The organism is Streptomyces nodosus (assembly GCF_008704995.1).
Lineage (GTDB): Bacteria > Actinomycetota > Actinomycetes > Streptomycetales > Streptomycetaceae > Streptomyces > Streptomyces nodosus.
The window spans coordinates 7,612,349-7,634,242 of sequence record NZ_CP023747.1; the positions used below are offsets into that span (position 1 = coordinate 7,612,349).

17 protein-coding genes are annotated in these 21,894 nt (G+C 71.5%); 11 read left to right on the plus strand and 6 right to left on the minus strand.

Annotated features, from left to right (window positions below; all coding sequences use genetic code 11):
• The first annotated feature begins 19 nt into the window (after nucleotides 1–19).
• On the plus strand, nucleotides 20–847 hold the full coding sequence (locus CP978_RS33910; RefSeq protein ID WP_052454667.1) for a copper homeostasis protein CutC: 828 nt from the start codon (nucleotides 20–22) through the stop codon (nucleotides 845–847).
• 300 nt (nucleotides 848–1,147) lie between these two features.
• Nucleotides 1,148–2,044 (plus strand): YHYH protein, encoded by an 897-nt coding sequence (locus CP978_RS33915; RefSeq protein ID WP_052454467.1) that lies wholly within the window; start codon nucleotides 1,148–1,150, stop codon nucleotides 2,042–2,044.
• Between the two features lie 76 nt (nucleotides 2,045–2,120).
• Here the strand turns inward: CP978_RS33915 and CP978_RS33920 are convergent, their stop codons facing one another.
• From CP978_RS33920 to CP978_RS33945, 6 genes are all read right to left on the minus strand, one after another.
• A complete protein-coding gene (locus CP978_RS33920; protein WP_043447469.1) occupies nucleotides 2,121–2,591 on the minus strand; it encodes a hemerythrin domain-containing protein in 471 nt (156 codons plus the stop codon).
• A gap of 20 nt (nucleotides 2,592–2,611) precedes the next feature.
• Nucleotides 2,612–3,853, minus strand: a complete 1,242-nt coding sequence (locus CP978_RS33925; protein ID WP_043447473.1) for an MFS transporter — start codon at nucleotides 3,851–3,853, stop codon at nucleotides 2,612–2,614.
• Nucleotides 3,854–4,267: 414 nt separating this feature from the next.
• The gene (locus tag CP978_RS33930) at nucleotides 4,268–4,714 is read right to left on the minus strand and encodes a hypothetical protein (protein ID WP_043447474.1); all 447 of its coding nucleotides are present in this window, start codon (nucleotides 4,712–4,714) and stop codon (nucleotides 4,268–4,270) included.
• Nucleotides 4,714–7,317 carry a multicopper oxidase domain-containing protein gene (locus CP978_RS33935; protein WP_207312858.1) on the minus strand — a complete coding sequence of 868 codons (2,604 nt, stop codon included), beginning with the start codon at nucleotides 7,315–7,317 and terminating at the stop codon, nucleotides 4,714–4,716. Before CP978_RS33935 ends, CP978_RS33930 begins: the two co-directional genes overlap by 1 nt.
• Nucleotides 7,314–8,567, minus strand: coding sequence for a TIGR04053 family radical SAM/SPASM domain-containing protein (locus CP978_RS33940; RefSeq protein WP_052454468.1), 1,254 nt, complete (start codon nucleotides 8,565–8,567; stop codon nucleotides 7,314–7,316). Before CP978_RS33940 ends, CP978_RS33935 begins: the two co-directional genes overlap by 4 nt.
• A gap of 292 nt (nucleotides 8,568–8,859) precedes the next feature.
• Nucleotides 8,860–9,042, minus strand: coding sequence for a hypothetical protein (locus CP978_RS33945; protein WP_043447477.1), 183 nt, complete (start codon nucleotides 9,040–9,042; stop codon nucleotides 8,860–8,862).
• Between the two features lie 271 nt (nucleotides 9,043–9,313).
• Between CP978_RS33945 and CP978_RS33950 the strand changes: the two genes are divergently transcribed.
• The 9 genes from CP978_RS33950 to CP978_RS33990 all read left to right on the plus strand — a co-directional run bounded on the left by CP978_RS33950 (nucleotide 9,314) and on the right by CP978_RS33990 (nucleotide 21,733).
• Nucleotides 9,314–13,042, plus strand: coding sequence for a nitrate reductase subunit alpha (locus tag CP978_RS33950; RefSeq protein WP_043447479.1), 3,729 nt, complete (start codon nucleotides 9,314–9,316; stop codon nucleotides 13,040–13,042).
• A 1-nt stretch (nucleotide 13,043) separates the two neighbouring features.
• The gene (narH, locus tag CP978_RS33955) at nucleotides 13,044–14,603 is read left to right on the plus strand and encodes a nitrate reductase subunit beta (RefSeq protein ID WP_043447482.1); all 1,560 of its coding nucleotides are present in this window, start codon (nucleotides 13,044–13,046) and stop codon (nucleotides 14,601–14,603) included.
• Nucleotides 14,600–15,370 (plus strand): nitrate reductase molybdenum cofactor assembly chaperone, encoded by a 771-nt coding sequence (gene narJ / locus CP978_RS33960; RefSeq protein WP_043447485.1) that lies wholly within the window; start codon nucleotides 14,600–14,602, stop codon nucleotides 15,368–15,370. Before narH ends, narJ begins: the two co-directional genes overlap by 4 nt.
• Nucleotides 15,367–16,131, plus strand: a complete 765-nt coding sequence (gene narI, locus CP978_RS33965; RefSeq protein WP_043447489.1) for a respiratory nitrate reductase subunit gamma — start codon at nucleotides 15,367–15,369, stop codon at nucleotides 16,129–16,131. The genes narJ and narI overlap by 4 nt, the downstream gene beginning before the upstream one ends.
• 138 nt (nucleotides 16,132–16,269) lie before the next feature.
• Complete coding sequence (locus CP978_RS33970; protein ID WP_221501032.1) at nucleotides 16,270–16,752, plus strand: GNAT family N-acetyltransferase; 483 nt, start codon at nucleotides 16,270–16,272, stop codon at nucleotides 16,750–16,752.
• 254 nt (nucleotides 16,753–17,006) lie between these two features.
• Entirely contained in the window at nucleotides 17,007–19,370 is a 2,364-nt protein-coding gene (locus tag CP978_RS33975; protein WP_052454469.1) for a nitric-oxide reductase large subunit, read from the plus strand.
• The gene (locus CP978_RS35130; protein ID WP_043447494.1) at nucleotides 19,367–19,741 is read left to right on the plus strand and encodes a hypothetical protein; all 375 of its coding nucleotides are present in this window, start codon (nucleotides 19,367–19,369) and stop codon (nucleotides 19,739–19,741) included. The genes CP978_RS33975 and CP978_RS35130 overlap by 4 nt, the downstream gene beginning before the upstream one ends.
• 77 nt (nucleotides 19,742–19,818) lie before the next feature.
• The gene (locus CP978_RS33985) at nucleotides 19,819–20,628 is read left to right on the plus strand and encodes a helix-turn-helix transcriptional regulator (RefSeq protein ID WP_150478361.1); all 810 of its coding nucleotides are present in this window, start codon (nucleotides 19,819–19,821) and stop codon (nucleotides 20,626–20,628) included.
• 208 nt (nucleotides 20,629–20,836) lie between these two features.
• Nucleotides 20,837–21,733: a glycoside hydrolase family 19 protein gene (locus tag CP978_RS33990; RefSeq protein WP_043447497.1), complete on the plus strand. Its 897-nt coding sequence runs from the start codon at nucleotides 20,837–20,839 to the stop codon at nucleotides 21,731–21,733.
• Nucleotides 21,734–21,894: the final 161 nt, after the last annotated feature.

A 21,894-nucleotide genomic window follows, 5' to 3' on the forward strand; every position in this document is an offset into this window, starting at 1 on the left:
GGGCCGGGCCCTGGCATCGGTGGCGTCCGACGAGGTTCCCGGGCCGGCTGTACCTTCCCGGCGGCCCGCACTGGAGATCGCCGTCACCTCACCGGCCGGTGCCCGTGTCGCTCTCGACCACGGGGCCGATCGCGTCGAACTCTGCACCGGCCTGGAACTGGGCGGCCTGACCCCGTCGGCCGCCCTCGTCGAGGCGGTCGCCGCCGTGGGCCTGCCGGTGCAGGTCCTGGTCCGCTGCCGGCCGGGCGACTTCGTCCACGACGCCGAGGAGATCGCCCTGATGGCCGCCGAGGTGCGGTCCGTGATCGCCTCCGGCGCCTCCGGCGTGGTCGTCGGCGCGCTCACCGCCGACGGAGGCCTCGACACCGACGCCGTCGCCCGCCTCGCCGCTGCGGCTCATGAGGTGAGCCGCCCCGTCGAGGTGACCCTGCACCGCGCGATCGACCAGTCCGCGGACCCGGTCGCCACCGCCGCGCAGTTGCCCGCCCTGGGGCTCACCCGGGTGCTCACCTCCGGCGGCGCCCCGGCCGCCGGACAGGGGCTGGCCGACCTCGCCGCCATGGTCGAGGTGGCGCCCGGCGTGCAGGTGATGGCGGGCGGCGGGGTGCGCCCCTCCGACATCCCCGCGCTGACCGCTGCCGGCGTGGCCGCCGTCCATCTCTCCGCGAAGCGCCGCGCCGAACCCCGGCGCGTGGGCGCCTGGATCCCCCTCGGTGCCTCCAGCGCCTCCGCCGCGCAGGACACGCACTTTGTCACCGACCCGGCGGTGGTCGCCGAGGCCAGGAGAATGCTGGAGTCGCGGGCGACCGGCTCGTCCCGCTCCGAGGGCCGTCGGCCAGGCACCTGACAGGACACAGCCGTCGGGAGACTCCCCATGCTCCCCCCCCCCGGCCCTGTCGGGAGGGGCGCTCACTCGGTTGCCCGTTCGTGTCCGTGGGACAACGGGCCGGGGGCGTGGTGAGGTGATGCAGGCGGCGGGGACATGGGCCGCCGGTGTGACGACCTCCGGCCCTCGTCGAGATGGGGAGCATTGATGCACGGCCTGCTCAAACCTGTTGCGCTGACCACTGGTGCGGTCTGCGCGCTACTGGTTCCGTCGCCGGCTCCGGCCGGCTCCGCCGCTGTGCCCCGTCCCGTGCGGGCGGCCATGGATTCGTGGAGCGAGGGTGGGAACACCCCGATCACGCGTCTGCACACACCGCCCACCGGTACGTCGATCGCGTCACCCGCGCGCAACACCCTCTACGCCTGCCGCGGGGGAACCCTCACCCGGCCCGACCGCCCGTGGATCGACGCGCACGGTGTGATCGATGTGCGCAAGCGGCCCTTTGTGTCGGGGACACTGCGCTGGCACGGCAGACTGCGGGTGACGACGACCTCGACCAAGAGGCACTTCAAGGGCAACGGGCTCCCGGACCATCCGACCGGGCACTTCCCCGTCCAGAAGGGCACCCCCGCGTACAAGTACTACGCGGAGATTCCCGCGCACGGGTACCCCAATGCCGCTGCGATCCCCATCAAGCCGTGGGACCTCGACGTCACCGTTCCCCGCCGTCCGTCCGTCGCGGCGACGCCCACGTGCATCGACCAGTTGACGACGGGGATGGCTCTGGCGGGCGGCACCTTCCACCTGGAGGTGGCCACCGACGCGCAGGACCGCCCGGTCGACCCGAACGCGGCCCTGCCCCTCGACCGCTGCTGGGGCCATCCCTACGACACCCAGTACCACTACCACGGCCCCTCGCAGACCTGCTTCGGCAAGGCTTCCAGAGGGCCCGCGCATGCCCGTGACCGGCACTCACCGCTCGTGGGATACGCCATCGACGGCTTCGGGATCTACGGGCCGCGCGGCGAGGACGGAAAGATCGTCAGAAACAAGGACCTGGATGTCTGCCACGGCCATACGCACGCGATCATGTGGGACGGCCACAAGGTCGTCATGTACCACTACCACCTCAACGGCGAGTACCCGTACTCGATCGGCTGCTTCCGGGGGAAGCCGGTGACGGTTCCCGGGTCCAGGCACGGCTGGGGCCACCGGTAAGAATCGACACCGGCCGCGGCCCGGTCCGGCACGGCAAGCCCCGGCCGACGGAGAGGTCACTGACCCACGGACACCCTCACGGTGACGGCGAGATCCGGGTGTCCGTGCGGGCACGGACCGCCTCGACGGCCTCCCACTGCTCGATGGTCAGGTAGGCCAGGGCGGCCGGGAAGACGCCGTCCTGCTCCTTGAGTATGTGGTCACGCAGCAAGGCGAGCGTCTCGATCAACCGCTGCGGCCAGGTCGGATCGGCCAGGAACGGTCCGTCCGCCTCCGCCAGTACGGCCTCGATGCGCCGGTGCTCGCTCTCGAGTTCGGCCATCTGCTCGGGAAAGTCGGCGGCCAGGGCCGGGAACAGACCCTCCTCCTCGACCCGGGTGTGCGGGCCGAGCAGGGCGGCGATCTCGCGGGCGACCTCCGCCATGAGAGCGACGTTGCCGCCGGCGTGGGCGTCGCCGACACGGCTGATGAGCGTCACCACCCTGTCATGCTCCTGAGTCAGCTCGTCGATCGCTTGCAGCGCCTGGCAGCCGCAGTACTCGCACATGGTGTCGCTGTCCTTCCTGCTCAGTTCGCCTGGGGCGCCGGAACCCGGCGGGTGACCGACTGACGTACTCCGGTACCGGTGAGGGTGAGCGCCGCGGCCGCCACCGCGGCGAGCAGCGCCAGGCCGAGGGCGTACGAACCGTAGGCGCCGTACAGCGAGCCCATGACCAGCGGCGGGATGAAACCGCCGAGGCCGCCGGCCGCGCCGACGACACCGGTGACCGAGCCGACCTGGTTCGCCGGGGCTATGAGTGCGACCAGGGCGAAGACGGCGCCGCTGCCCGCGCCGAGCGCGGCGGCCAGCGCGAGGAAGGCGATCGTGCCGATCGGCGCCAGGTCCGGGGTGAACGCCTGGGCGAAGGCTCCGGCGAGGACCACGGTCAGGGACACCGTCAGAACCCGTACCGGGCCGATGCGGTCCGACAGCCAGCCGCCGATCGGGCGCATCGCGACCGCGAGCAGGACGAAGCCGGCCATCCGGTTGGCTGCGTCCGTCTGGGCCAGACCATAGCCGGTCTTCAGATAGGTGGGCAGATAGACGGAGAAGGCGACGTAGCCGCCGAATACCACCGCGTACAGGGCGGATGCCTGCCAGGTGATCCCGAGCCTCAGGGTGGTGGCCAGCCGGCCGGCCAGTGGTTCGGTGGGCACCGTGCGGCCGGGCGCATCCCGCAGCACCAGGGCCGCCACCACCGCATAGACCACCAGCACGGCGGCGGTGATCAGAAAGGGATCGGCCATGCCGTGCGCCGTCACCAGCTTGACCGTGGTGAGCGCGCTGATCGCGGTGCCGCCCATGCCGGCCCCGAAGATCCCGATGGCGAGCCCGCGCCGCTCGGGCGGAAACCAGGCGCTGACGAAGGGCACTCCGACGGCGAACGCGGTGCCGCCGATGCCGAGGAAGAACCCTCCCGCCAGCAGGGCGGCGAGGGAGGAGTGGCCGGCGAGGCCGAGGTAGAGCACGGGCACGATCGTGGCCGCCGAGACGAGGGGGAACATCACGCGCCCTCCGAAGCGGTCGGTCAGCGCGCCCACCGGTATCCGGCCCAGTGAGCCGACCACCACCGGCACCGCCACCAGCAGCGACTGCTGGAACGAGGTCAGCTGCAGGCTGTCCTTGAAGTGCGGGCCGAGCGGGCTGAGCAGGGCCCACGCCCAGAAGTTGACCGCGAAGCCCACCGTGGCCAGTGCCAGCATCAGCCATGCCCGGCCGGACACGGACACGGCCGTCGCCTCGTTCTGCTTGCTCGATGGCTGAAGCATCGTCAGCCCGTCCCTTCGCGTTCGCGGTGGTGTGGCCCCGGCCAAGGGGTCCGGGCCACAGGCCGTCCGACGGCGTGGTGCGTGCCGTCGGCCCAACGCCACTATCCGCGTGCGGAGTTCTCCATGGGCCGGGCCGTCCGGCCTCATCACCCGGTCCGGCCGTCCCCGATTTCCGTCCGACCGGGCCGCGAGGTTTTCGTGCGCTGGTTGCCCACACGCCCGGACGCGACGGTGCGGCCGCGGGCGGGTGTGGTACCGACGTCCGCGGGCTCGGAGACCTTGACTGTCGTCCCCGCGGCACAGGCCCCCGCCGCCGGTCGCAGAATGCCGCTGGGCCTCAGGGCCGTAGCGGGAGGTCCACAAGAGGGTTCGGTGATGTCCCCGGACCGGAAGGGCCTGGGGACATCACCGCGTTTATGTGGCGGGCAGGGCGGCGGCGAGCAGGACGACGCCCAGCGAACCGACCAGCGATGCGACGGCAAGGGCTCGGGCCAGTTCGGCGCGCCCTCTGGTGTGGGCGATGCCATGGCCGGCAGCGGCGAGCATGACCAGGACGAACAGCCCGAGCTTGGCCGCCAGGGTGCGTCCGTAGCCGGGGTCGGCGAGCGAGGCCCAGGTGACACCCTTGTGCCAGGCCATGGCCCAGCCGGTGCCGAGTTGGAGGGGGAGGAACAGCGCCCCGGTCAGCAGTCCGAAGCGGCGGCCCGCCTCGGCCGCGAAACGGTCCCTGGCGTCCTCGGACAGCATCCGCCGGGCCAGCGGCAACACCACCAGGGACAGGGCCAGTTGCCCGCCGACCCACAGGACGGCACCGGTGACGTGCAGGAAGCGCACCAGAGACCACAGACCGACACCGCCCACTACTTGCTCACCTCCACCATGCCCATGGCACCGGCCTCGGCGTGGCGCATGTCGTGGTCGATGAAGGAGTAGTGGCCGGCCGCGGGGAACGTGGTCTCGACGAAACCTCCTTGGGCCAGGGCCAGGCCCAGCACCTGCGAGCCCCCGGGCCGACCGGGCTCGACGAGGTAGGCGCCCTCCTCGTAGACCGTGTCGAAGACGGTGCCGACGATGTGGAATGCGATGCCGTCACCCGGCCCGGCGGCCACCACCCAAAAGCGGGCCCGCTGCCCGGCCTTCGCCCTGAGGGGCGCCTTGGCGTACTGGGCGGCGACGCCGTTGAACACCCAGGCGTCCGGGGCGCCCTGACGCATCTTCGCCACCTGGGCCGCGCTGCCGGGCGTGCCGAGATAGAGCTCCGAGGACACCAGCACATACTCATGGTCCACCTTCGGCAGGCCGGGCGGGTCGATGACGACGGCACCGTACATGCCGTTGCCCATGTGCTGGAGCATCGGCGCCGTACTGCAGTGGTACAGCCAGGCGCCGGCCCTTTCGGCACGGAAACGGTAGACCAGCCGCTGTCCCGGAGCGATGGTGCGCATCGCCCGGTCGGGGGAGAGGGAGCCGGCGTGGAAGTCGATGCCATGGCCCATGGCGGGATCGTCGTTGACGAGGGTGACCTCGAAGACGTCGCCCACCCGTCCGTGCAGTACGGGGCCGGGAGCGGTGCCGCCGAAGGTCCACATCTGCTGTCTGACGCCCGGGGCCACCTCGATGGTCCGGCGGACGGCGTGCAGTTCGATCCTGTGCACCGTTCCGGCGAGTGCGGGGGCCAGGGCCGCGTCGCGGGGCTTCCAGCCGGGGGAGAAGCCGGCGGAGAGGTCCGGATTGCTGTCGTCGGTGACGGCGGTCGGCCCGTCGTGCATGCCGGCCATGTCGTCGGTGCTGTTCCGCACGACGATGTCCATGGTCATTCCCGCGGCGCGGTGACCGGGCAGGGTGCACCACGCCGTTCGGGTTTCGGTGACGGGCCCGAGATCGAGGGTCCGGCTCTGCCCGGGGGAGAGGAGCGGTGTGGCGGGGCCGCCCTCGACCTTGAGGTCGTGGCGCTGGGCGTCCTTGTTGGTGACCTTCAGCCGCAGTTCGGTGCCCGCCGTGACATCGATCCTGCCGGGCCGGATGCGCATGCCGGCCAGGGTCACATCGACGGTGCGTGTGACGGCGGCGCCGTTGCCGCCCGCTCGTGAGGCGTCGGCCGGGTGGTCGGTGCCGCCGCCACTGTTCGCCACCAGTACCGCCAGCACGATCAGTACGGTGCCGCCCGCGGTGCCCAGCAGGACCGGCCGTCGCGACGAGGGGCTTTCCCCCGCACCGCCGCCCCTGCGTACGAGGACGCGGACCAGGAGAGCGAGGAACGCCGCTCCGGCCCCCGCGGCCAGCAGGAGTCCCGCCGTGCCCACCGGATCGGGCAGCGGCAGGGCCAGCAACGCCACTCCGCCGTTGAGGGCCACGAACCGGGCCGGCCAGCCGAGTTCCAGGACCGCCCGCAGCGCGGCCCGCTCCCTCGGCCCACCGGTGAGCACGATCGGCAGCAGATACGTCAGGGCGCCGATGAGGACCTGCGCCACGAAGCCGACGATCACGACCGGGACCAGAAGAGTGAAGTCCTCCCCTGCCTCGGTGAGCGGCCGGACGGCCAGGACGCCCGCGTCCGCGGCCACGCCGGCGCACAGCCATCCGGCCGCCGCGCCCAGCATCCATGCGGCCGCCGCCGATACCGGGCGTCGACGGCGGATCGTGCGCGCGAGCAGGGTCGTCATCAGGACCGTGCCGACGGCGTACGCCATGACACCGGCCACAGCGGGCCAACGCCGTCCGGCCACCAGAGCGACCACCGCGGTCAGCAGTCCGCCCCCGGTCAGGGCCAGTACCCAGCGCGCGACCCGCGTGGTGCGCTCCGTCATGCGCACGCCCAGCACGGTGGGCCAGAGCATGAACAGGGTGCCCAGGACCGGCAGTCCGATCCAGCCCAGCAGGGTCACATGGATGTGGGCCAGCCGCAGCCCGGCGTAGTACCGAGGACCCGCGTGACCGGTTGCGATCAGTCCGCCCAGTACCGCGCCCACGATCAGCGCCGCCGCGGCCGCCCGGTAGAAACCGACCACCCGGGCGAGACGTCCGCCCAGGGCCCCTCGCCCCATGCGCACGAGCACCACCAGGTGGGCGGCGAGCGCGGCCACCAGCAGTACGCAGCCGGCGCCGGTCAGAACCGGCCGGTCGAGCCACACACCGATGAGCACACCCAGCACGGCGAGGTTCACCGCCGCGAGCCGGGCATCGCTCCTCCGCTCGTCGGGACGACGGGCGTGCAGCAGGGCGACGGCGAAGTGCTCGCTCCACACCATGACGGCGGTGGTGGCGGCACCGAGCAGGAACAGATGGACCGCCAGCCAGCGCGCCACCGGCAGGGTCTGCTGGGCGCCGGCCGCCACCAGCGCCAGCCCCACCCACACCGCCACCACCGAGTGGGCACGTAGCTGACGGGTCTTCAGGTCCGGCTGCTTGAGACCGCCGGGATGCCGGGCATCGGTGGGTGCGGGGTGATCGACCTGGCTGCTCACATGACGTCCTGTTGTGGTGCGCGGCGTTCGGACGGGGGAGAGGAACCCGCCGCGGTGGCGTCGCCGGGCAGCAACGCGGCCAGTTCTCTCTGATAGGGGAAGGTCCCGGGCCGGTAGCCGCACCACGGCTCCTCCGCGTACGGATCTCCGGTCACGCCGTAGGCGCGGGACCGGGAGCCTCCGCACACGCGGCGGAACTCGCACGCCCCGCACCGGCCGCGCAGCCGGTCCGGGTCCCGCAGTCCGGTGAACAACTCCGAAGTGCGGTAGATCTCGGGCAGCGGCCTCTCCCGTACGCTCCCCGCGCCCAGCGGCAGAAAGCCGCTGGGATGCACCGTGCCGGTGTGCGAGATGAACACGAAGCCACGGCCCGCGTTGACGTCCAACGGCGGCCGACGAGCCCGGCGCCCACCGGCGTTCAAGCCCAACTCTGCGGCGCGGTCGCGCAGTTGCCGGTACAGCGGCCCGAGCCCCAGGACCGCGACATGGTCCTCGCCGAGCTCCGCCAGCACCTTCCGCTGAAGCGCGACGCGTCGGAAATGGTGCGCCTCGGTCGTCTTCGCGGGCACGGTCAGGCCCACGTCGTGGACGAAGTTCAGCACATCCTCGGCCTCGGCCGCCGTAAGGACACCGAGTTGTCTGCCGCGCCCGGTGGGCACCAGGAAGAAGGCGCTCCACAGCATCGCGCCGTGCTCGGCGACCAGACGGACGATGTCCGGCAGGTCAAGGAGGTTGTGCCGGGCGACCGTCGTGTTGATCTGCACCTTCATCCCGAGGGCGCGGGCGGTGTCCCAGGCGTCCAGGGTCCAGCGGAACACCCCGGGAACACCGCGGAATCCGTCGTGCAGTTCGGCCGTGGAGCCGTCCAGGCTGAGCGACAGCCCGACGGCACCCGCCTCGTGCACGGCGCGCAGCCGGTCCGGGGTGAGCGTGGGGGTGCCGGAGGGGGACACGGCGACACGGACGCCCGCCTCTTCGCCGTACCTGATCAGCTCCAGCAGGTCGGGGCGCTGGAACGGGTCCCCGCCGGTGATGACGAACAGCGGGGCGGGCTGTCCGAACGCGGCGACCTGATGGAGCAGGTCCTTGGCGGTGGCGGTGTCCAACTCGCGCGGGTGGCGGTCCGGTACGGCCTCGGCACGGCAGTGCAGACAGGCCAGGGGGCAGGCCCGGGTGGACTCCCAGATGACGATGAACGGCTTGTCCGCGACGTTCTGGTGCTGTCGGCGGATCGCTTGCACACCGCTCATCGCGGCCTCCGTACAGGTCGAGTACGCATCGTGCGTCCGACCGCCCGGGAGTCAGGGCAGACGTGACGGGCGGTCGGACGGCGACCGGTCCGGCCCGCGTGCGGCGCCCACCACGGGGGACGACGGTGGAGACGGCCGTGCGGGCGCCTCGTTCGGTCGTACACGGGATACCTCCGGATCGGTCGGCAGCCAGCATTCGGCATCAGCCGGTCCGACGGCAGCGGCCGAAGAGCCCACGGACATGGGCCGATCGTCCCTGCTTCCGGCGATCACCACGCGACGGGTGGATCCGTCAGGAGCGGTGCAGGCCCGTGCCCGACGCATCCGCCGTGGCCGGCAGCGCCATGCCGATGCCGGTCGGTTCGGGGGAGCCGGGCGTCCCGATGACCGCGGACCGCGCAGGCGGCCGTGGCGGCGCCGGATCGGCGACGGACGGGGACCGGACCAGGAGCGTGCCGCGGCTGTCCCAGCCCATGGACACGAGAAGACGTGGCCCGGACGGCCGGACCTGACGGTCCCTGGCCGCTCCCGGCCGGTCACCGGTCAGGATCGCCGTGGCGCGTCGGTCTGCGCCTGAGCCGACCGGCCCTCGGGCACCGCCCCATGGCCCCTTGTCACCGCCCGGAACGGCCCTCGACGGAGGTGAAGTTCACGAAGGACCAGGATGCGGACCGGGCCGGTAGGTGTCCCGACAGGGCCGTTCGGCCCCGGGGCCCGGAGCGGGATCGGCCCCTACGTTCGTGGTCATGGAGAACGACGAGAGCGCGCGCCCGTCGCAGCGGCGCGCAGGGCAGGGCTGGCCGTTGGCCGCCCGTCGGCTGCTGACCCGTCGCGAGGTGTCGGCCGACGGACGCGCCGTCTTCGGTGAGGGCGACCCCAAGTGGGAGGGGTTCTACCGGGACCGCTGGGCCCACGACAGGGTGGTGCGCTCCACCCACGGCGTGAACTGCACCGGGTCGTGTTCGTGGATGGTGTACGTCAAGGACGGGATCATCACCTGGGAGCACCAGGCCACCGACTACCCGTCGATCGGCACGGACTGCCCGGAGTACGAGCCGCGCGGTTGCCCGCGCGGTGCGTCGTTCTCCTGGTACACCTACTCGCCCAGCCGGGTCCGCTACCCGTACGTCCGGGGTGCCCTGCTGGAGCTGTGGCGCGAGGCCCGGCGCAGACTCGGTGATCCCGTGGCGGCCTGGGCGGAGATCGCCGGCGATCCGGTCAAGGCGCGCGCCTACAAGCGGGCCCGCGGCAAGGGCGGCCTGGTGCGCGCCGACTGGGACGAGGTCGCCGAGCTCGTCGCCGCCGCCCAGGTCCACACGATCAAGGCGTACGGTCCCGACCGCGTGGCCGGTTTCTCCCCGATCCCGGCGATGTCCATGGCGTCGTTCGCGGCCGGGTCCCGATTCATGTCGCTGATCGGCGGCACGCTGCTGTCGTTCTACGACTGGTACGCCGATCTCCCCGTCGCCTCCCCGCAGGTCTTCGGCGACCAGACCGACGTCCCCGAGGCGGCGGACTGGTGGAACGCGGGCTATCTGATCATGTGGGGCTCCAACATCCCCGTCACCCGGACCCCGGACGCCCACTTCCTGACCGAGACCCGCTACAACGGCACCAAGGTCGTCGCGGTCAGTCCCGACTACGCGGACAACGTCAAGTTCGCCGACGAGTGGCTCGCCCCGCATCCCGGCACGGACGGGGCGCTCGCGATGGCCATGGGGCATGTGATCCTGCGCGAGTTCCTTGTCGACCACGAAGTGCCCTACTTCCGCGACTACCTGCGGACGTACACGGACGCGCCGTTCCTCGTGACGCTGCGGGACGGCGCCCACGGGCTGGTCCCGGACGGGTTCCTGACCGCCGCCGACCTCGGCCGCGAGGCCGAGGGGGACACGGAGAGCGCGGAGACCACCGAGAACGCGGAGTTCAAGACGGTGCTCCTCGACCGTGCCACCGGTGAGCCGGTGGTTCCCGGCGGCTCGCTCGGCTTCCGCTGGGACAAGGCCGGACAGGGCCGCTGGAACCTCGATCTCGGCGACGTCGTACCCGAGTTGAGCCTTCTGGAGTCCGCCGAGGACCTGGTGCGGGTGGCGCTGCCCCGGTTCGACGAGGGTGCCACCGAGGGCGGCTCCGTGATGGTACGCGGGGTCCCCGTCCGGCGCGTCGGCGGCCGACTGGTCACCACCGTCTTCGACCTGATGCTGGCCCAGTACGGGGTGGCACGACCCGGTCTGCCGGGCGTCTGGCCGCTCGGGTACGACGACGCGTCCCAGCCGTACACGCCGGCCTGGCAGGAGACGGTCACCTCCGTACCGGCCGAGCAGGCGGCGCGGATCGCCCGGGAGTTCGCCCGCAACGCGGAGCGCACCAACGGCCGGTCGATGATCGCGATGGGGGCGGGCACCAACCACTGGTTCCACTCGGACACCATCTACCGGGCGTTTCTGGCGCTGACCACGATGACCGGCTGCCAGGGCGTCAACGGCGGCGGGTGGGCGCACTACGTGGGCCAGGAGAAGGTGCGGCCGCTGACGGGCTTTCAGCACCTGGCGTTCGCCTTCGACTGGCAGCGCCCGACGCGGCACATGACGGGCACGTCGTACTGGTACCTCAACACCGACCAGTGGCGGTACGAGGCCTTCGGTCCCGAGGAGCTGGCCTCGCCGCTCGGCGCCGGTCGGTTCAGGGGCAAGGCGTTCGCGGACTGTCTCGCGCAGGCGGTGCGCCTCGGCTGGACCCCGGGCCACCCCGGCTTCGACCGCAACCCGCTGGATCTGGCCGACGAGGCGGCGGCCCGGGGGCGCGGGGTCGCCGAGCACATCGTGGACGAACTGAAGGCGGGGCGGCTGCGGTTCGCCGCCGAGGACCCGGACGACCCGGCCAACTTCCCCCGGGTGCTGACCGTGTGGCGGGCGAACCTGCTGGGCTCCTCCGGCAAGGGCAGCGAGTACTTCCTGCGTCATCTGCTGGGCGCGGACGCGGCCGTCCGCTCGGCCGAGACCCCGCCGGGCGAGCGGCCCGAGGAGGTGGTGTGGCACGAGGAGGCCCCCGAGGGCAAGCTCGACCTGCTGGTCACCATGGACTTCCGGATGACCTCCACCGGGCTGCTGTCGGACGTGGTCCTGCCGGCCGCGACCTGGTACGAGAAGGACGACCTGTCCAGCACGGACATGCATCCCTTTGTGCACGCCTTCACCCCCGCCATCGCCCCGCCCTGGCAGGCCCGCACCGACTACGACACCTTCCTGACCATCGCCGACCGGTTCAGCGAACTGGCCGCTGAGCATCTCGGGACCCGCACCGACGTCCTCGCGGTGCCGCTGACGCACGACACCCCGGACGAACTCGCCCAGCCGGGCGGGGTCGTACGGGACTGGAAGGCCGGTGAGTGCGAGCCGGTCCCGGGCCGGACCATGCCGAAGCTGGTGGTGGTCGAGCGGGACTACGGGGCCGTCGCCCAGAAGATCCGCGCCGTCGGCCCGCTGCTCGACACCCTGGGCACAACCACCAAGGGCGTCACCGTGCACCCCGACCGGGAGATCGAGGAGCTGCGCCACCGCTGCGGCACCGTGCGCGACGGGATCGGCGCCGGCCGTCCCTCCCTGGCCACCGCGAGCGACATGTGCGAGGCGATCCTCGCACTGTCGGGCACCGCCAACGGGCGCCTGGCGACGGAGGGTTTCCGGGAACTGGAGCGGCAGACCGGCAGCAAGGGCCTGGTCGAGCTGGCGTCCGAGCGCGAGGCGGAACGGATCACCTTCGCCGACACCCGCACCCAGCCGCGCGCGGTGATGACGTCGTACGAGTGGTCCGGCTCGGAGACCGGCGGCCGCCGCTACTCGCCCTTCGTCATCAACGTCGAGCACAAGAAGCCCTGGCACACCCTCACCGGCCGTCAGCACTTCTTCGTCCAGCACGACTGGATGGCCGAGCTGGGTGAGCAACTTCCCGTGTACCGGCCGCCGTTGAACGCGATCCGGCATTACGGCGACGAGCATCTTCACGAGGACGGACGCGCCGAGGTGACCGTGCGCTACCTCACTCCGCACTCCAAGTGGTCCATCCACTCCGAGTACCAGGACAACGCCTATATGCTCGCCCTCTCCCGCGGCGGCCCGGTGATCTGGATGTCCACCGCCGACGCCGAGAAGATCGGCGTCAAGGACAACGAGTGGATCGAGGCGTACAACCGCAACGGCGTCGTGGTCGCCCGCGCCGTGGTCACCCACCGGATGCCCGAGGGCACGGTGTACATGTACCACGCCAAGGACCGCACGGTGAACGTCCCGAAGACCGAGGTCAGCGGCAAGCGCGGCGGTATCCACAACTCGCTCACCCGCCTGCTCGTCAAGCCGACCCATCTCGCGGGCGGCTACGCCCAGTTCACCTATGCCTTCAACTACTACGGCCCGACCGGCAACCAGCGTGACGAGGTCACCGTCATCCGCCGCCGCAGCCAGCAAGTGGAGTACTGACATGCCCCGTGGCGAAGCCACCGTCGGACGCGTGATGGCCCAGATCGCGATGGTGATGAACCTCGACAAGTGCATCGGGTGCCACACCTGCTCGGTCACCTGCAAGCAGACCTGGACCAACCGGACCGGCGTCGAGTACGCCTGGTTCAACAACGTCGAGACCAAGCCCGGCCTCGGCTATCCGCGCCGCTACGAGGACCAGGAGCAGTGGAAGGGCGGCTGGATGCTGGACCGGCGCGGGCGTCTGGTGCTGCGCTCCGGCGGCCGGGTCAAGCGCCTGCTCTCGCTGTTCTCCAACCCGGACCTGCCGTCGATCGAGGACTACTACGAGCCGGTCACCTACGACTACGACAACCTGGTCAGCGCCCCGGCCGGGCCGGACATGCCGGTCGCCCGCCCCCGCTCGGTCCTCACCGGGAAGCCGACCTCGATCACCTGGGGCGCCAACTGGGAGGACAGCCTCGGCGGCGCGCCCGAGCACGCGGGCGGCGACCCGAACCTGAGGGGCGAGTGGGCCGAGAAGGTCAGGTTCGAGTTCGAGCAGACCTTCCTCTTCCATCTGCCCAGGCTCTGCGAGCACTGCCTCAACCCCGCCTGCGTGTCGGCCTGTCCGTCCGGCGCCATGTACAAGCGGGTGGAGGACGGCATCGTCCTGGTCGACCAGGACCGCTGCCGGGGCTGGCGGATGTGCGTGACGGCCTGCCCGTACAAGAAGGTGTACGTCAACCACGCCACCGGCAAGGCCGAGAAGTGCACCTTCTGCTTCCCGCGCATCGAGGCGGGGCAGCCCACGGTCTGCTCGGAGACCTGCGTGGGCCGACTGCGCTACCTGGGGCTGCTGCTGTACGACGCCGACCGGGTCGGCGAGGCCGCCGCGACCCCGGACGAGAAAGACCTCCTCGACGCCCAGCGCGACGTCTTCCTCGACCCCCACGACCCCGACGTGATCGCGGCCGCCCGCGCCTCCGGCATCCCCGAGGACTGGCTGGACGCGGCCCGCCGCTCACCCGTGTACGACCTGGTCCGCCGGTACGAGGTGGCACTGCCACTGCACCCGGAGTACCGGACCCTGCCGATGGTCTGGTACGTGCCTCCGCTCTCCCCCGTCCTGGACGCGGTGAGCGTCGCGGGAGGCGACCAGGACGACCCCGACCATGTCTTCGCCGCCGTCACCCGGCTGCGTATCCCGCTCGAATACCTGGCGGAGCTGTTCACCGCCGGGGACACGGACGTGGTCGCCGGGGTGCTGATGAAGTTGACCGCCCTGCGGTCGTACATGCGCGCGAAGACCCTGGGTGAGAGCGGCGACGAGACCGCGCTCAAGGCCGTGGGACTGACCGCCCGGGAGGCGGAGGACCTGCACCGGCTCCTCGCGGTGGCCAAATACAAGGACCGCTATGTCGTCCCCGCCGCCCACAAGGAGGACGCCGCCGCGCTGACCGCCCTGGAGAACCGCTGCCCGGTGGAGTCCTCCGCCGAGCCGGCCGGGCGCAAGGTCATGCTCGGCCTTCCCACCCTGCGCCGCCGCAACCCCGACGCCCCTGCCGGAGGCCGCCCGTGAACGCCGTTCCCCCCACCGTGCCCGCCCGGGTCCGCACCCGGCTGCGGGCGGCCGTGCGCCGCCCGGCCCGGCTCACCCCGGAGGAGACCCGGGACCGTGCGCTGGTGCTGCGACTGCTGTCCCTGGCCCTCCAGTACCCGGACGCCGAGCTGGCCGCCGCCCGGCCCACCGTGCTCGCCGCCGTACGGGCTCTGCCGCCCTCCCCGGCCGCCACCGAACTGGCCGCCTTCACCACCTGGTTCGCCGAGCAGGACCCCCAGACACTCGAGCGGCACTATGTCGAGACCTTCGACCTGCGCCGCAGGAGCAGCCTCTACCTCACCTACTATCTGCACGGCGACACCCGCCGCCGCGGCATGGCCCTGCTCACCCTGGCCCGCCGCTACCAGGCCGCGGGATGGGACACGAGCGGCGGTGAACTGCCCGACCATCTGCCGGTCGTCCTGGAGTTCGCCGCCCTGGCCGGCACCGGTGCGGGCGAGGCGCCGCTGCGCCAGCACCGCCGCGGCCTCGACCTGATCCACCGGGCGCTGGAGTCCGCCGGCTCGCCGTACCGGCACGTGCTGGCCGCGCTGCTCGCCCTCCTGCCCCCGCCGTCCCGGGCCGACGAGGAGGCGGTGACGAAGCTGGCGGCCGAGGGACCGCCGAACGAGGACGTGGGTCTGGACCCCTACGGCACCTACGGGCACGGGGAGTTCGCCCCGCCCGACACCTTCGTACCGCCCCTGCCGGCCCCACCGGCCTCCCGCCCGGAAGGTGCTCGATGAACCCGTACGCGGCCGCCCCCGGCGGCTCCGACCTGCTGCTGTGGGTCGCCTTCCCCTACATCTGCCTCGCCGTGTTCGTCGTCGGGCATGTGTGGCGCTACCGTCAGGACCAGTTCGGCTGGACCTCCCGCACCACCCAGCTCCTCGAACACCGCTGGCTGCGCTGGGGCAGCCCCCTGTTCCACCTGGGTGCCTTCGCGGTGATCGGCGGACATGTGGTGGGCCTGGCCGTACCCGCGTCCTGGACCGAGGCGGCCGGGATCGGCGAGCACGCCTACCACACCACGGCCGTCGCACTCGGCTCCGTCGCGGGGGTCGCCATGGTCACCGGTCTGGGCATGCTGTGCGCCCGGCGGCTGCTCGCCCGCCGCGTCCGTCTCACCACCGACCGCAGCGACAAGGTGCTGTTCCCGCTGCTGTCCGTCACGGTCCTCCTCGGCTTCAGCGCCACCGCCGTGCACAACGTGTTCGGCGGCGGCTACGACTACCGCACCACCGTGTCGGTCTGGTTCCGCGGCGTCTTCACCCTCCACCCGCATCCCGAGGCGATCGCCGGGGCACCGCTGCTGTTCCAGTTGCACGCGCTGAGCGCCTGCCTGCTCTTCGCCACCTGGCCGTTCACCCGCCTCGTCCATGTGTGGAGCGCCCCGGTCGGCTACCTGGTCCGTCCCTATCTGGTCTACCGGCGACGGGCGGCCACCCCGGCACCCGTGGCACGCGGCGTCCCGGCCTCCGAACCGCGTTCCCGGCGCGCCGTGTGAGGTGCGGCCGGTGTCCCTCCTGCCGCTGCCGGGCGTGCCGGTCACGCTCCAGGTCGCCGGCGTCGCATACGCTGCGGCGGCAGCTCTTCACATCGGCCCGGATGGCGCGAGGTCGCCCGATCCAGGAAGGGGTGTGGCATGAGGTCCCCAGGGGTGCGCCTGGAGGAAATCACCGACGACAACCGGGAGGCCGTTCGCGCCCTCCGGGTCCGCCGGGACCAGAAGCGATTCGTCGCCTCCGTGTCCAGGTCGCTCAAGGACGCGGCGAAGACGGCGGAGGCCAATCCCTGGTATCGGGCCGTGTACTGCGGCGACGAGCCGGCCGGCTTCGTGATGCTGTCCTGGAAGCCGCCGACCGGGCCTTTCACAGGGCGGTACTTCCTCTGGCGCCTCCTCGTCGACAAGCGGTACCAGGGTCGGGGGATCGGCCGGGACGCACTCACGCAGATCGCCGACCTGGTGCGAGCGGACGGCGGTACCGAACTGCTGACCAGCTACGAGACCGGCGAGGGCGAACCGCTGCCCTTCTACCGGAAGTTCGGGTTCGAGCCCACCGGGGAGATCTACGACGGCGAGATCGTCCTGCGGCTCACCTTGCCCCAGGACGCCGGGGACGGGTGAAGCCAGGGGCCGACTCGAACAGACTGCGAACCTGTTGGTGACGGCAGACGTACGCGCCTGGAGGGGCGTCCGGACCGGCCCGGACGCCCCTTCGGCGTGTTCGAGTTCACCGGCCCGTCGGCGCCAACGCCGGTTCCCCGCTGGCTGATTTAAACGACGCCACTTGTTAATACGAATCTTGTTGGTACTACTCTCCTCCCAGGAGTCGGCGATCGTGTCGAGCGACCGCCGCGTCTGTGAGGAGGTCATGCCGTATGGCAGCAGCACCACCGACCGAGGGTCCGCCTCAAGTCACCGGCAGACGGAAGCGGATGATCGCCCGCGGCTGGACACAGGCCGCGATCCTCGTCACCCTCGGCGGGTTCTTCGTCCTCGCGCTTCTGGCGATGCGCACCTACCAGGCCCAGCCCCCGATCCCGGACCGCACCGTCACCTCCACCGGACAGGTGGTCTTCACCGGGCAGGACGTCCGCGACGGCCAGAAGGTCTTCCTGCGCTCGGGCCTCATGCAGTACGGCTCGATCTACGGCCACGGCGCCTACCTCGGCCCGGACTTCACCGCCGACTACCTGGACCGCAGCGCCACATTTGTGCGGAAGTCCCACGAACGCGACGGGTCGGCCGACGCCGGCGCACAGACGGTGCGGGACTTCCGCACCAACCGCTACGACGCCGGAACCCGCACCCTGGTGTGGACCGACGCACAGGCCGCCGCCTTCACCGAACTCACCCGGCACTACGCCGACCTGCTCGGCACGCCCGACGGCAAACAGGGGCTACGGCCTTCCGCGATCACCGACCCGGACGAGATCCACGACATCACCGCCTACTTCGGCTGGACCGCGTGGACCGCCGCCGCCGAGCGCCCCGGTCACGACTACTCGTACACCAACAACTGGCCCTCGGAATCCCTGGTCGGCAACGAGCCCACCGGGCACACGGTGACCTGGAGCGTGCTCTCGCTGATCTTCCTGCTGGTGGGCACGGGCGGACTGTTCGCCGCCTTCGGCCGCTGGAACTTCCTCGGCTGGCACCGGCGCGACCACCGCGAACTGCGCTTCCACGCCCCCGACCGGGTCCGGCTGACCCCGGCGCAGCGGACCACCGCCTGGTTCTTCCTGGTGATGGCCGCCCTGTTCCTGGTGCAGGCGCTGCTCGGCGCCACCGCCCAGCACTACCGGGCGGACCTCGGCAGCTTCTTCGGGATCCCGCTCGACCAGTGGCTGCCGTACAACCTCGCCCGCACCTGGCACACCCAGCTCGCGATCTTCTGGGTGGTCACCTCCTTCCTGGCCATCGGCGTCTTCATCACCCCGCTGATCGCCCGCGGCTGGGAGCCCCGCAAACAGGCCCTGCTGACCCGGGCGCTGCTCGGCGCGCTGGTCGTCGTGGTGCTCGGCAGCCTGCTCGGCGAGCTGGCCGGACAGCGCGGCTGGCTCGGCAGTCTGTGGAGCGCGCTCGGCAACCAGGGCTGGGAGTACCTCGACCTGGGGCGGGTGTGGCAGGTGCTGCTCACGCTCGGCATGGTCGTCTGGGTCGTGATCCTCTTCCGCGGACTGCGCCGCAGACTGCGTCAGGAGAGCGTCGCCAACATGCCCTGGCTGTTCTTCCTGGCGGCGCTCGCCCTGCCCGCGTTCTACGCCGTCGGGCTGCTGGCCACGCCCGACACCCAGTTCACCACCGCCGACTTCTGGCGCTTCATCGTGGTGCACCTGTGGGTCGAGGACTTCATGGAACTGTTCACCACCGCCACGGTCGCCTATCTCTTCGTCCTGCTGGGCGTCGTCCGGGAGCGCGTGGCCCTGGCCGTGATCTTCCTCGACATCGTGCTCTACAGTGCCGGCGGTGTCATCGGGACCATGCACCACCTGTACTTCTCGGGCGAGCCGGCCGAACACCTCGCGCTCGGCGCGACGTTCTCCGCGCTCGAAGTGGTGCCGCTGCTGTTCCTGACCGTCGAGGCATGGGGCTTCCTGCAGATCGGGGCCCGCCGCCACACCGCGTCGAGCACACCGTTCCCGCACCGCTGGGCGGTGATGTTCCTGGCCGCCGTCGGCTTCTGGAACTTCCTCGGCGCCGGAGTCTTCGGCTTCCTGGTCAACCTTCCGATCGTCTCCTACTACGAAATGGGGACCGGTCTGACGGCCAACCACGCGCACGCCGCCATGATGGGCGTCTACGGAATGCTCGCGGTCGGCTTCGCGGTCTTCGCACTGCGTTACTTCATCCCCGAGAACCGCTGGTCGGACCGCTGGCCCCGGCTGGCCTTCTGGTCGCTCAACCTGGGCCTGGCCTGGATGTCGTTCGCCACCCTGCTGCCCGGCGGCGCGCTCCAGCTCTACAAGGTCGTCGAGAGCGGCTACGCCGACGCCCGCAGCCTCGGCTACCTCCAGGGCGACACCAACGCGTTCCTGGAATGGCTGCGGCTCCCCGGTGATGTGGTCTTCATCGTCGGCGGTGTGCTCCCGCTGCTGTGGATGACCTGGCTCGGCGTGCGGCACCGGGCGCGCGCCACCCGGCAGCCGGAGGACGCCGAGTCGACGCTGCTGTTCACCGAGATCGTCCCGGCCCCCGGCCCGGCCGGACCGCCGCCCGCCGACGAGATGGTGGAGCCATGACCGCGGAACCGCTGCTCGCCGCCGGCTACCTCGGGGTGCTCCTGGGCGTCGTCCTCGGTCTTGAGGCCTACGCCCGGCAGACCACCAGCGCCTGGGCGTCCCGGGTCTTCGCCGGCTACCGGCGGGCGGTGCGGGACGCCCCGGCCCCGGCCGGCCCCGGCGACTGGCCGCACTCGGAGGTGGGCCGCTTCCACCGGGCCGTCGCCCTGTTCGTCTGCGTGGTCGCGCTCACGCTCGCGAGCGCCGAACTGGTCCGGCACCACCGGCCCGCGGAGGCCGTGGTGCTCGCGGCGGTCGCCGTCCCGCACGGGCTGCTCGCAGTGGTACTGGTGCGCAGACTGCGCAGGATCGAGGTGACGCCGCCCGAGTAGTGCCGAGTGGTGGAGGTTCTGCGAAGAGTAGAAACAATTAATACTGTTTCTACTCTTCGTGGTTGTACGATCCCGTCATGGTTGCGTCCCGACAGCTCACCGACCCCGGCAACGCCCCTGCGCAACGGGGCCGACGGGCTGCCGTCCTCCAACTGCTGCGCGAGTCGGGCACCCCGCTGGGCGCGGCGGAGGTCGCCGAGCGTGTCGGCGTCCATCTCAACACCGCCCGGTTCCATCTGGACGCCCTGGTCTCCGAGGAGCTGGCGGTACGGGGCACCGCCCCCCGCGAGGAGCCGGGCCGGCCGAAGGTCGTCTACTCCGCCGTGGCGGCCGAGGGCCCCGAAGGCGCCCGCAGCTTCCGTCTGCTCTCCGACATCCTGCTCGGCGTGGTGGCCGGGGCGGTGGACGACCCGGTGGCCGCCGCCACCGAGGCCGGCCGCTCCTGGGGCGCCTATCTGACCGACGCCCCCGCCCCCACGGAGCGGATCGGGGCGGAGGAGGGGCAGCGGCGGCTGAGGGCGACCCTGGAAGGCATGGGCTTCGTCACGGAGGCGGAGGCCCCGGCCGGGGAACCGGCCGATGAACCGGCGGCCGGAGTTCCGGAGGGTGGGGCAGGGGGTGGGGCCGAGGACGCCGAGGGCATCCGGCGGCTGCGGCTGCACCACTGCCCGTTCCGCGAGGTCGCCCAGCGCCGCCCGGACATCATCTGCGCGGTCCATCTCGGCCTGATGCGGGGCACCGTCGACACCCTGCGCGCCCCGCTGACCGCCGAGTCCCTGGAGCCCTTCGTCACCCCGCACCTGTGCGTGGCGACCCTGCGCCGCACCGACCTGCCGACCGACCGGGATGTGTGCGATGGCCCCTCCGCCCAACAGGGCCCCGTTTGAGCCCAGTTGGCCGTGCCGCCCGTCCCGCCGCTCCTTCGCCACTGATCGGTCTACGCCTTGACTGGTACAGACCAATACGGTTGAGTGTGCCTCACACCCCCCACCAAGGTCGGCCCCGCGCCCCGTCCGGTCCCGCCGGTACGCGCACAAGGCTCGCTCCGTCCTGCCTGCGCCGGGTACGACCGTTCTCCGTCAAGGAGTTGATTCCGTGTCGAGGCGTCGAATCTCCGCGGTCGTGACCGCGCTCGCCCTCTCCGCCGCCATACCGGTGCTGGTGCCGGCCGCCAGCGCGTCCGCCGCCGCCTGTTCGAGCTACCCGAACTGGGTGGCCGGCCAGTGGTACGCCACCGGTGACATCGTCCGCTACACGGACGGCCGGGCCTATATCGCTGAGCACGAGAACCCGGGCTACGACCCGGTCATCAGCACCTGGTACTGGGAGCCGTACAACTGCGACAGCGGCAGTGGAGGCGACACGCCCGTCGGCAACTTCGTTGTCTCCGAGGCCCAGTTCAACCAGATGTTCCCGAACCGCAACGGCTTCTACACCTACAGTGGTCTGACCGCCGCGCTCGGCGCCTATCCCGGCTTCGCCAACACCGGCGGCGACGAGACCAAGAAGCAGGAGGCGGCCGCTTTCCTCGCCAACGTCAGCCACGAGACAGGCGGACTGGTCTACGTGGTGGAGCAGAACACCGCCAACTATCCGACCTACTGCGACTGGAGTCAGCCGTACGGCTGCCCGGCCGGCCAGGCGGCCTACTACGGCCGCGGCCCCATCCAGCTCAGCTGGAACTTCAACTACAAGGCCGCAGGCGATGCGCTCGGCATCGACCTGCTCAACAACCCTTCGCTGGTGCAGACCGACTCCGCCGTGGCGTGGAAGACGGGTCTCTGGTACTGGAACACCCAGTCCGGCCCCGGATCCATGACCCCGCACAACGCCATGGTCAACGGCGCCGGCTTCGGGCAGACGATCCGCTCCATCAACGGTTCCCTCGAGTGCGACGGCAGGAACCCGGCGCAGGTGCAGAGCCGGGTGGACACATACCAGCGGTTCACGCAGATCCTGGGCGTGTCGGCGGGCGCCAACCTGTACTGCTGACCCGGGCCCCGGGTGTGCGTGAATCGTTCCCGGGACCTCGGAACGGGGCCCCGCGCACAGACACCCGGACCACCGGCTGACGCGACCGTGGGCCGCATCCGCTTCGGCGTGATGCGGCCCATCTGCGTTGCCTGACGCGCCTCGGCACGACGAGCGGACGC

Bases quoted from the DNA above. Each gene is read 5' to 3' on its own strand.
- CP978_RS33915 (WP_052454467.1), top strand. From the start codon at position 1,148: ATGGATTCGTGGAGCGAGGGTGGGAACACCCCGATCACGCGTCTGCAC.
- CP978_RS33920 (WP_043447469.1), bottom strand. From the start codon at position 2,591: ATGTGCGAGTACTGCGGCTGCCAGGCGCTGCAAGCGATCGACGAGCTG.
- CP978_RS33925 (WP_043447473.1), bottom strand. From the start codon at position 3,853: ATGCTTCAGCCATCGAGCAAGCAGAACGAGGCGACGGCCGTGTCCGTG.
- CP978_RS33940 (WP_052454468.1), bottom strand. From the start codon at position 8,567: ATGAGCGGTGTGCAAGCGATCCGCCGACAGCACCAGAACGTCGCGGAC.
- CP978_RS33945 (WP_043447477.1), bottom strand. From the start codon at position 9,042: ATGGGCTGGGACAGCCGCGGCACGCTCCTGGTCCGGTCCCCGTCCGTC.
- CP978_RS33950 (WP_043447479.1), top strand. From the start codon at position 9,314: ATGGAGAACGACGAGAGCGCGCGCCCGTCGCAGCGGCGCGCAGGGCAG.
- narH (WP_043447482.1), top strand. From the start codon at position 13,044: ATGCCCCGTGGCGAAGCCACCGTCGGACGCGTGATGGCCCAGATCGCG.
- narI (WP_043447489.1), top strand. From the start codon at position 15,367: ATGAACCCGTACGCGGCCGCCCCCGGCGGCTCCGACCTGCTGCTGTGG.
- CP978_RS33970 (WP_221501032.1), top strand. From the start codon at position 16,270: ATGAGGTCCCCAGGGGTGCGCCTGGAGGAAATCACCGACGACAACCGG.
- CP978_RS33975 (WP_052454469.1), top strand. From the start codon at position 17,007: ATGGCAGCAGCACCACCGACCGAGGGTCCGCCTCAAGTCACCGGCAGA.
- CP978_RS35130 (WP_043447494.1), top strand. From the start codon at position 19,367: ATGACCGCGGAACCGCTGCTCGCCGCCGGCTACCTCGGGGTGCTCCTG.
- CP978_RS33985 (WP_150478361.1), top strand. From the start codon at position 19,819: ATGGTTGCGTCCCGACAGCTCACCGACCCCGGCAACGCCCCTGCGCAA.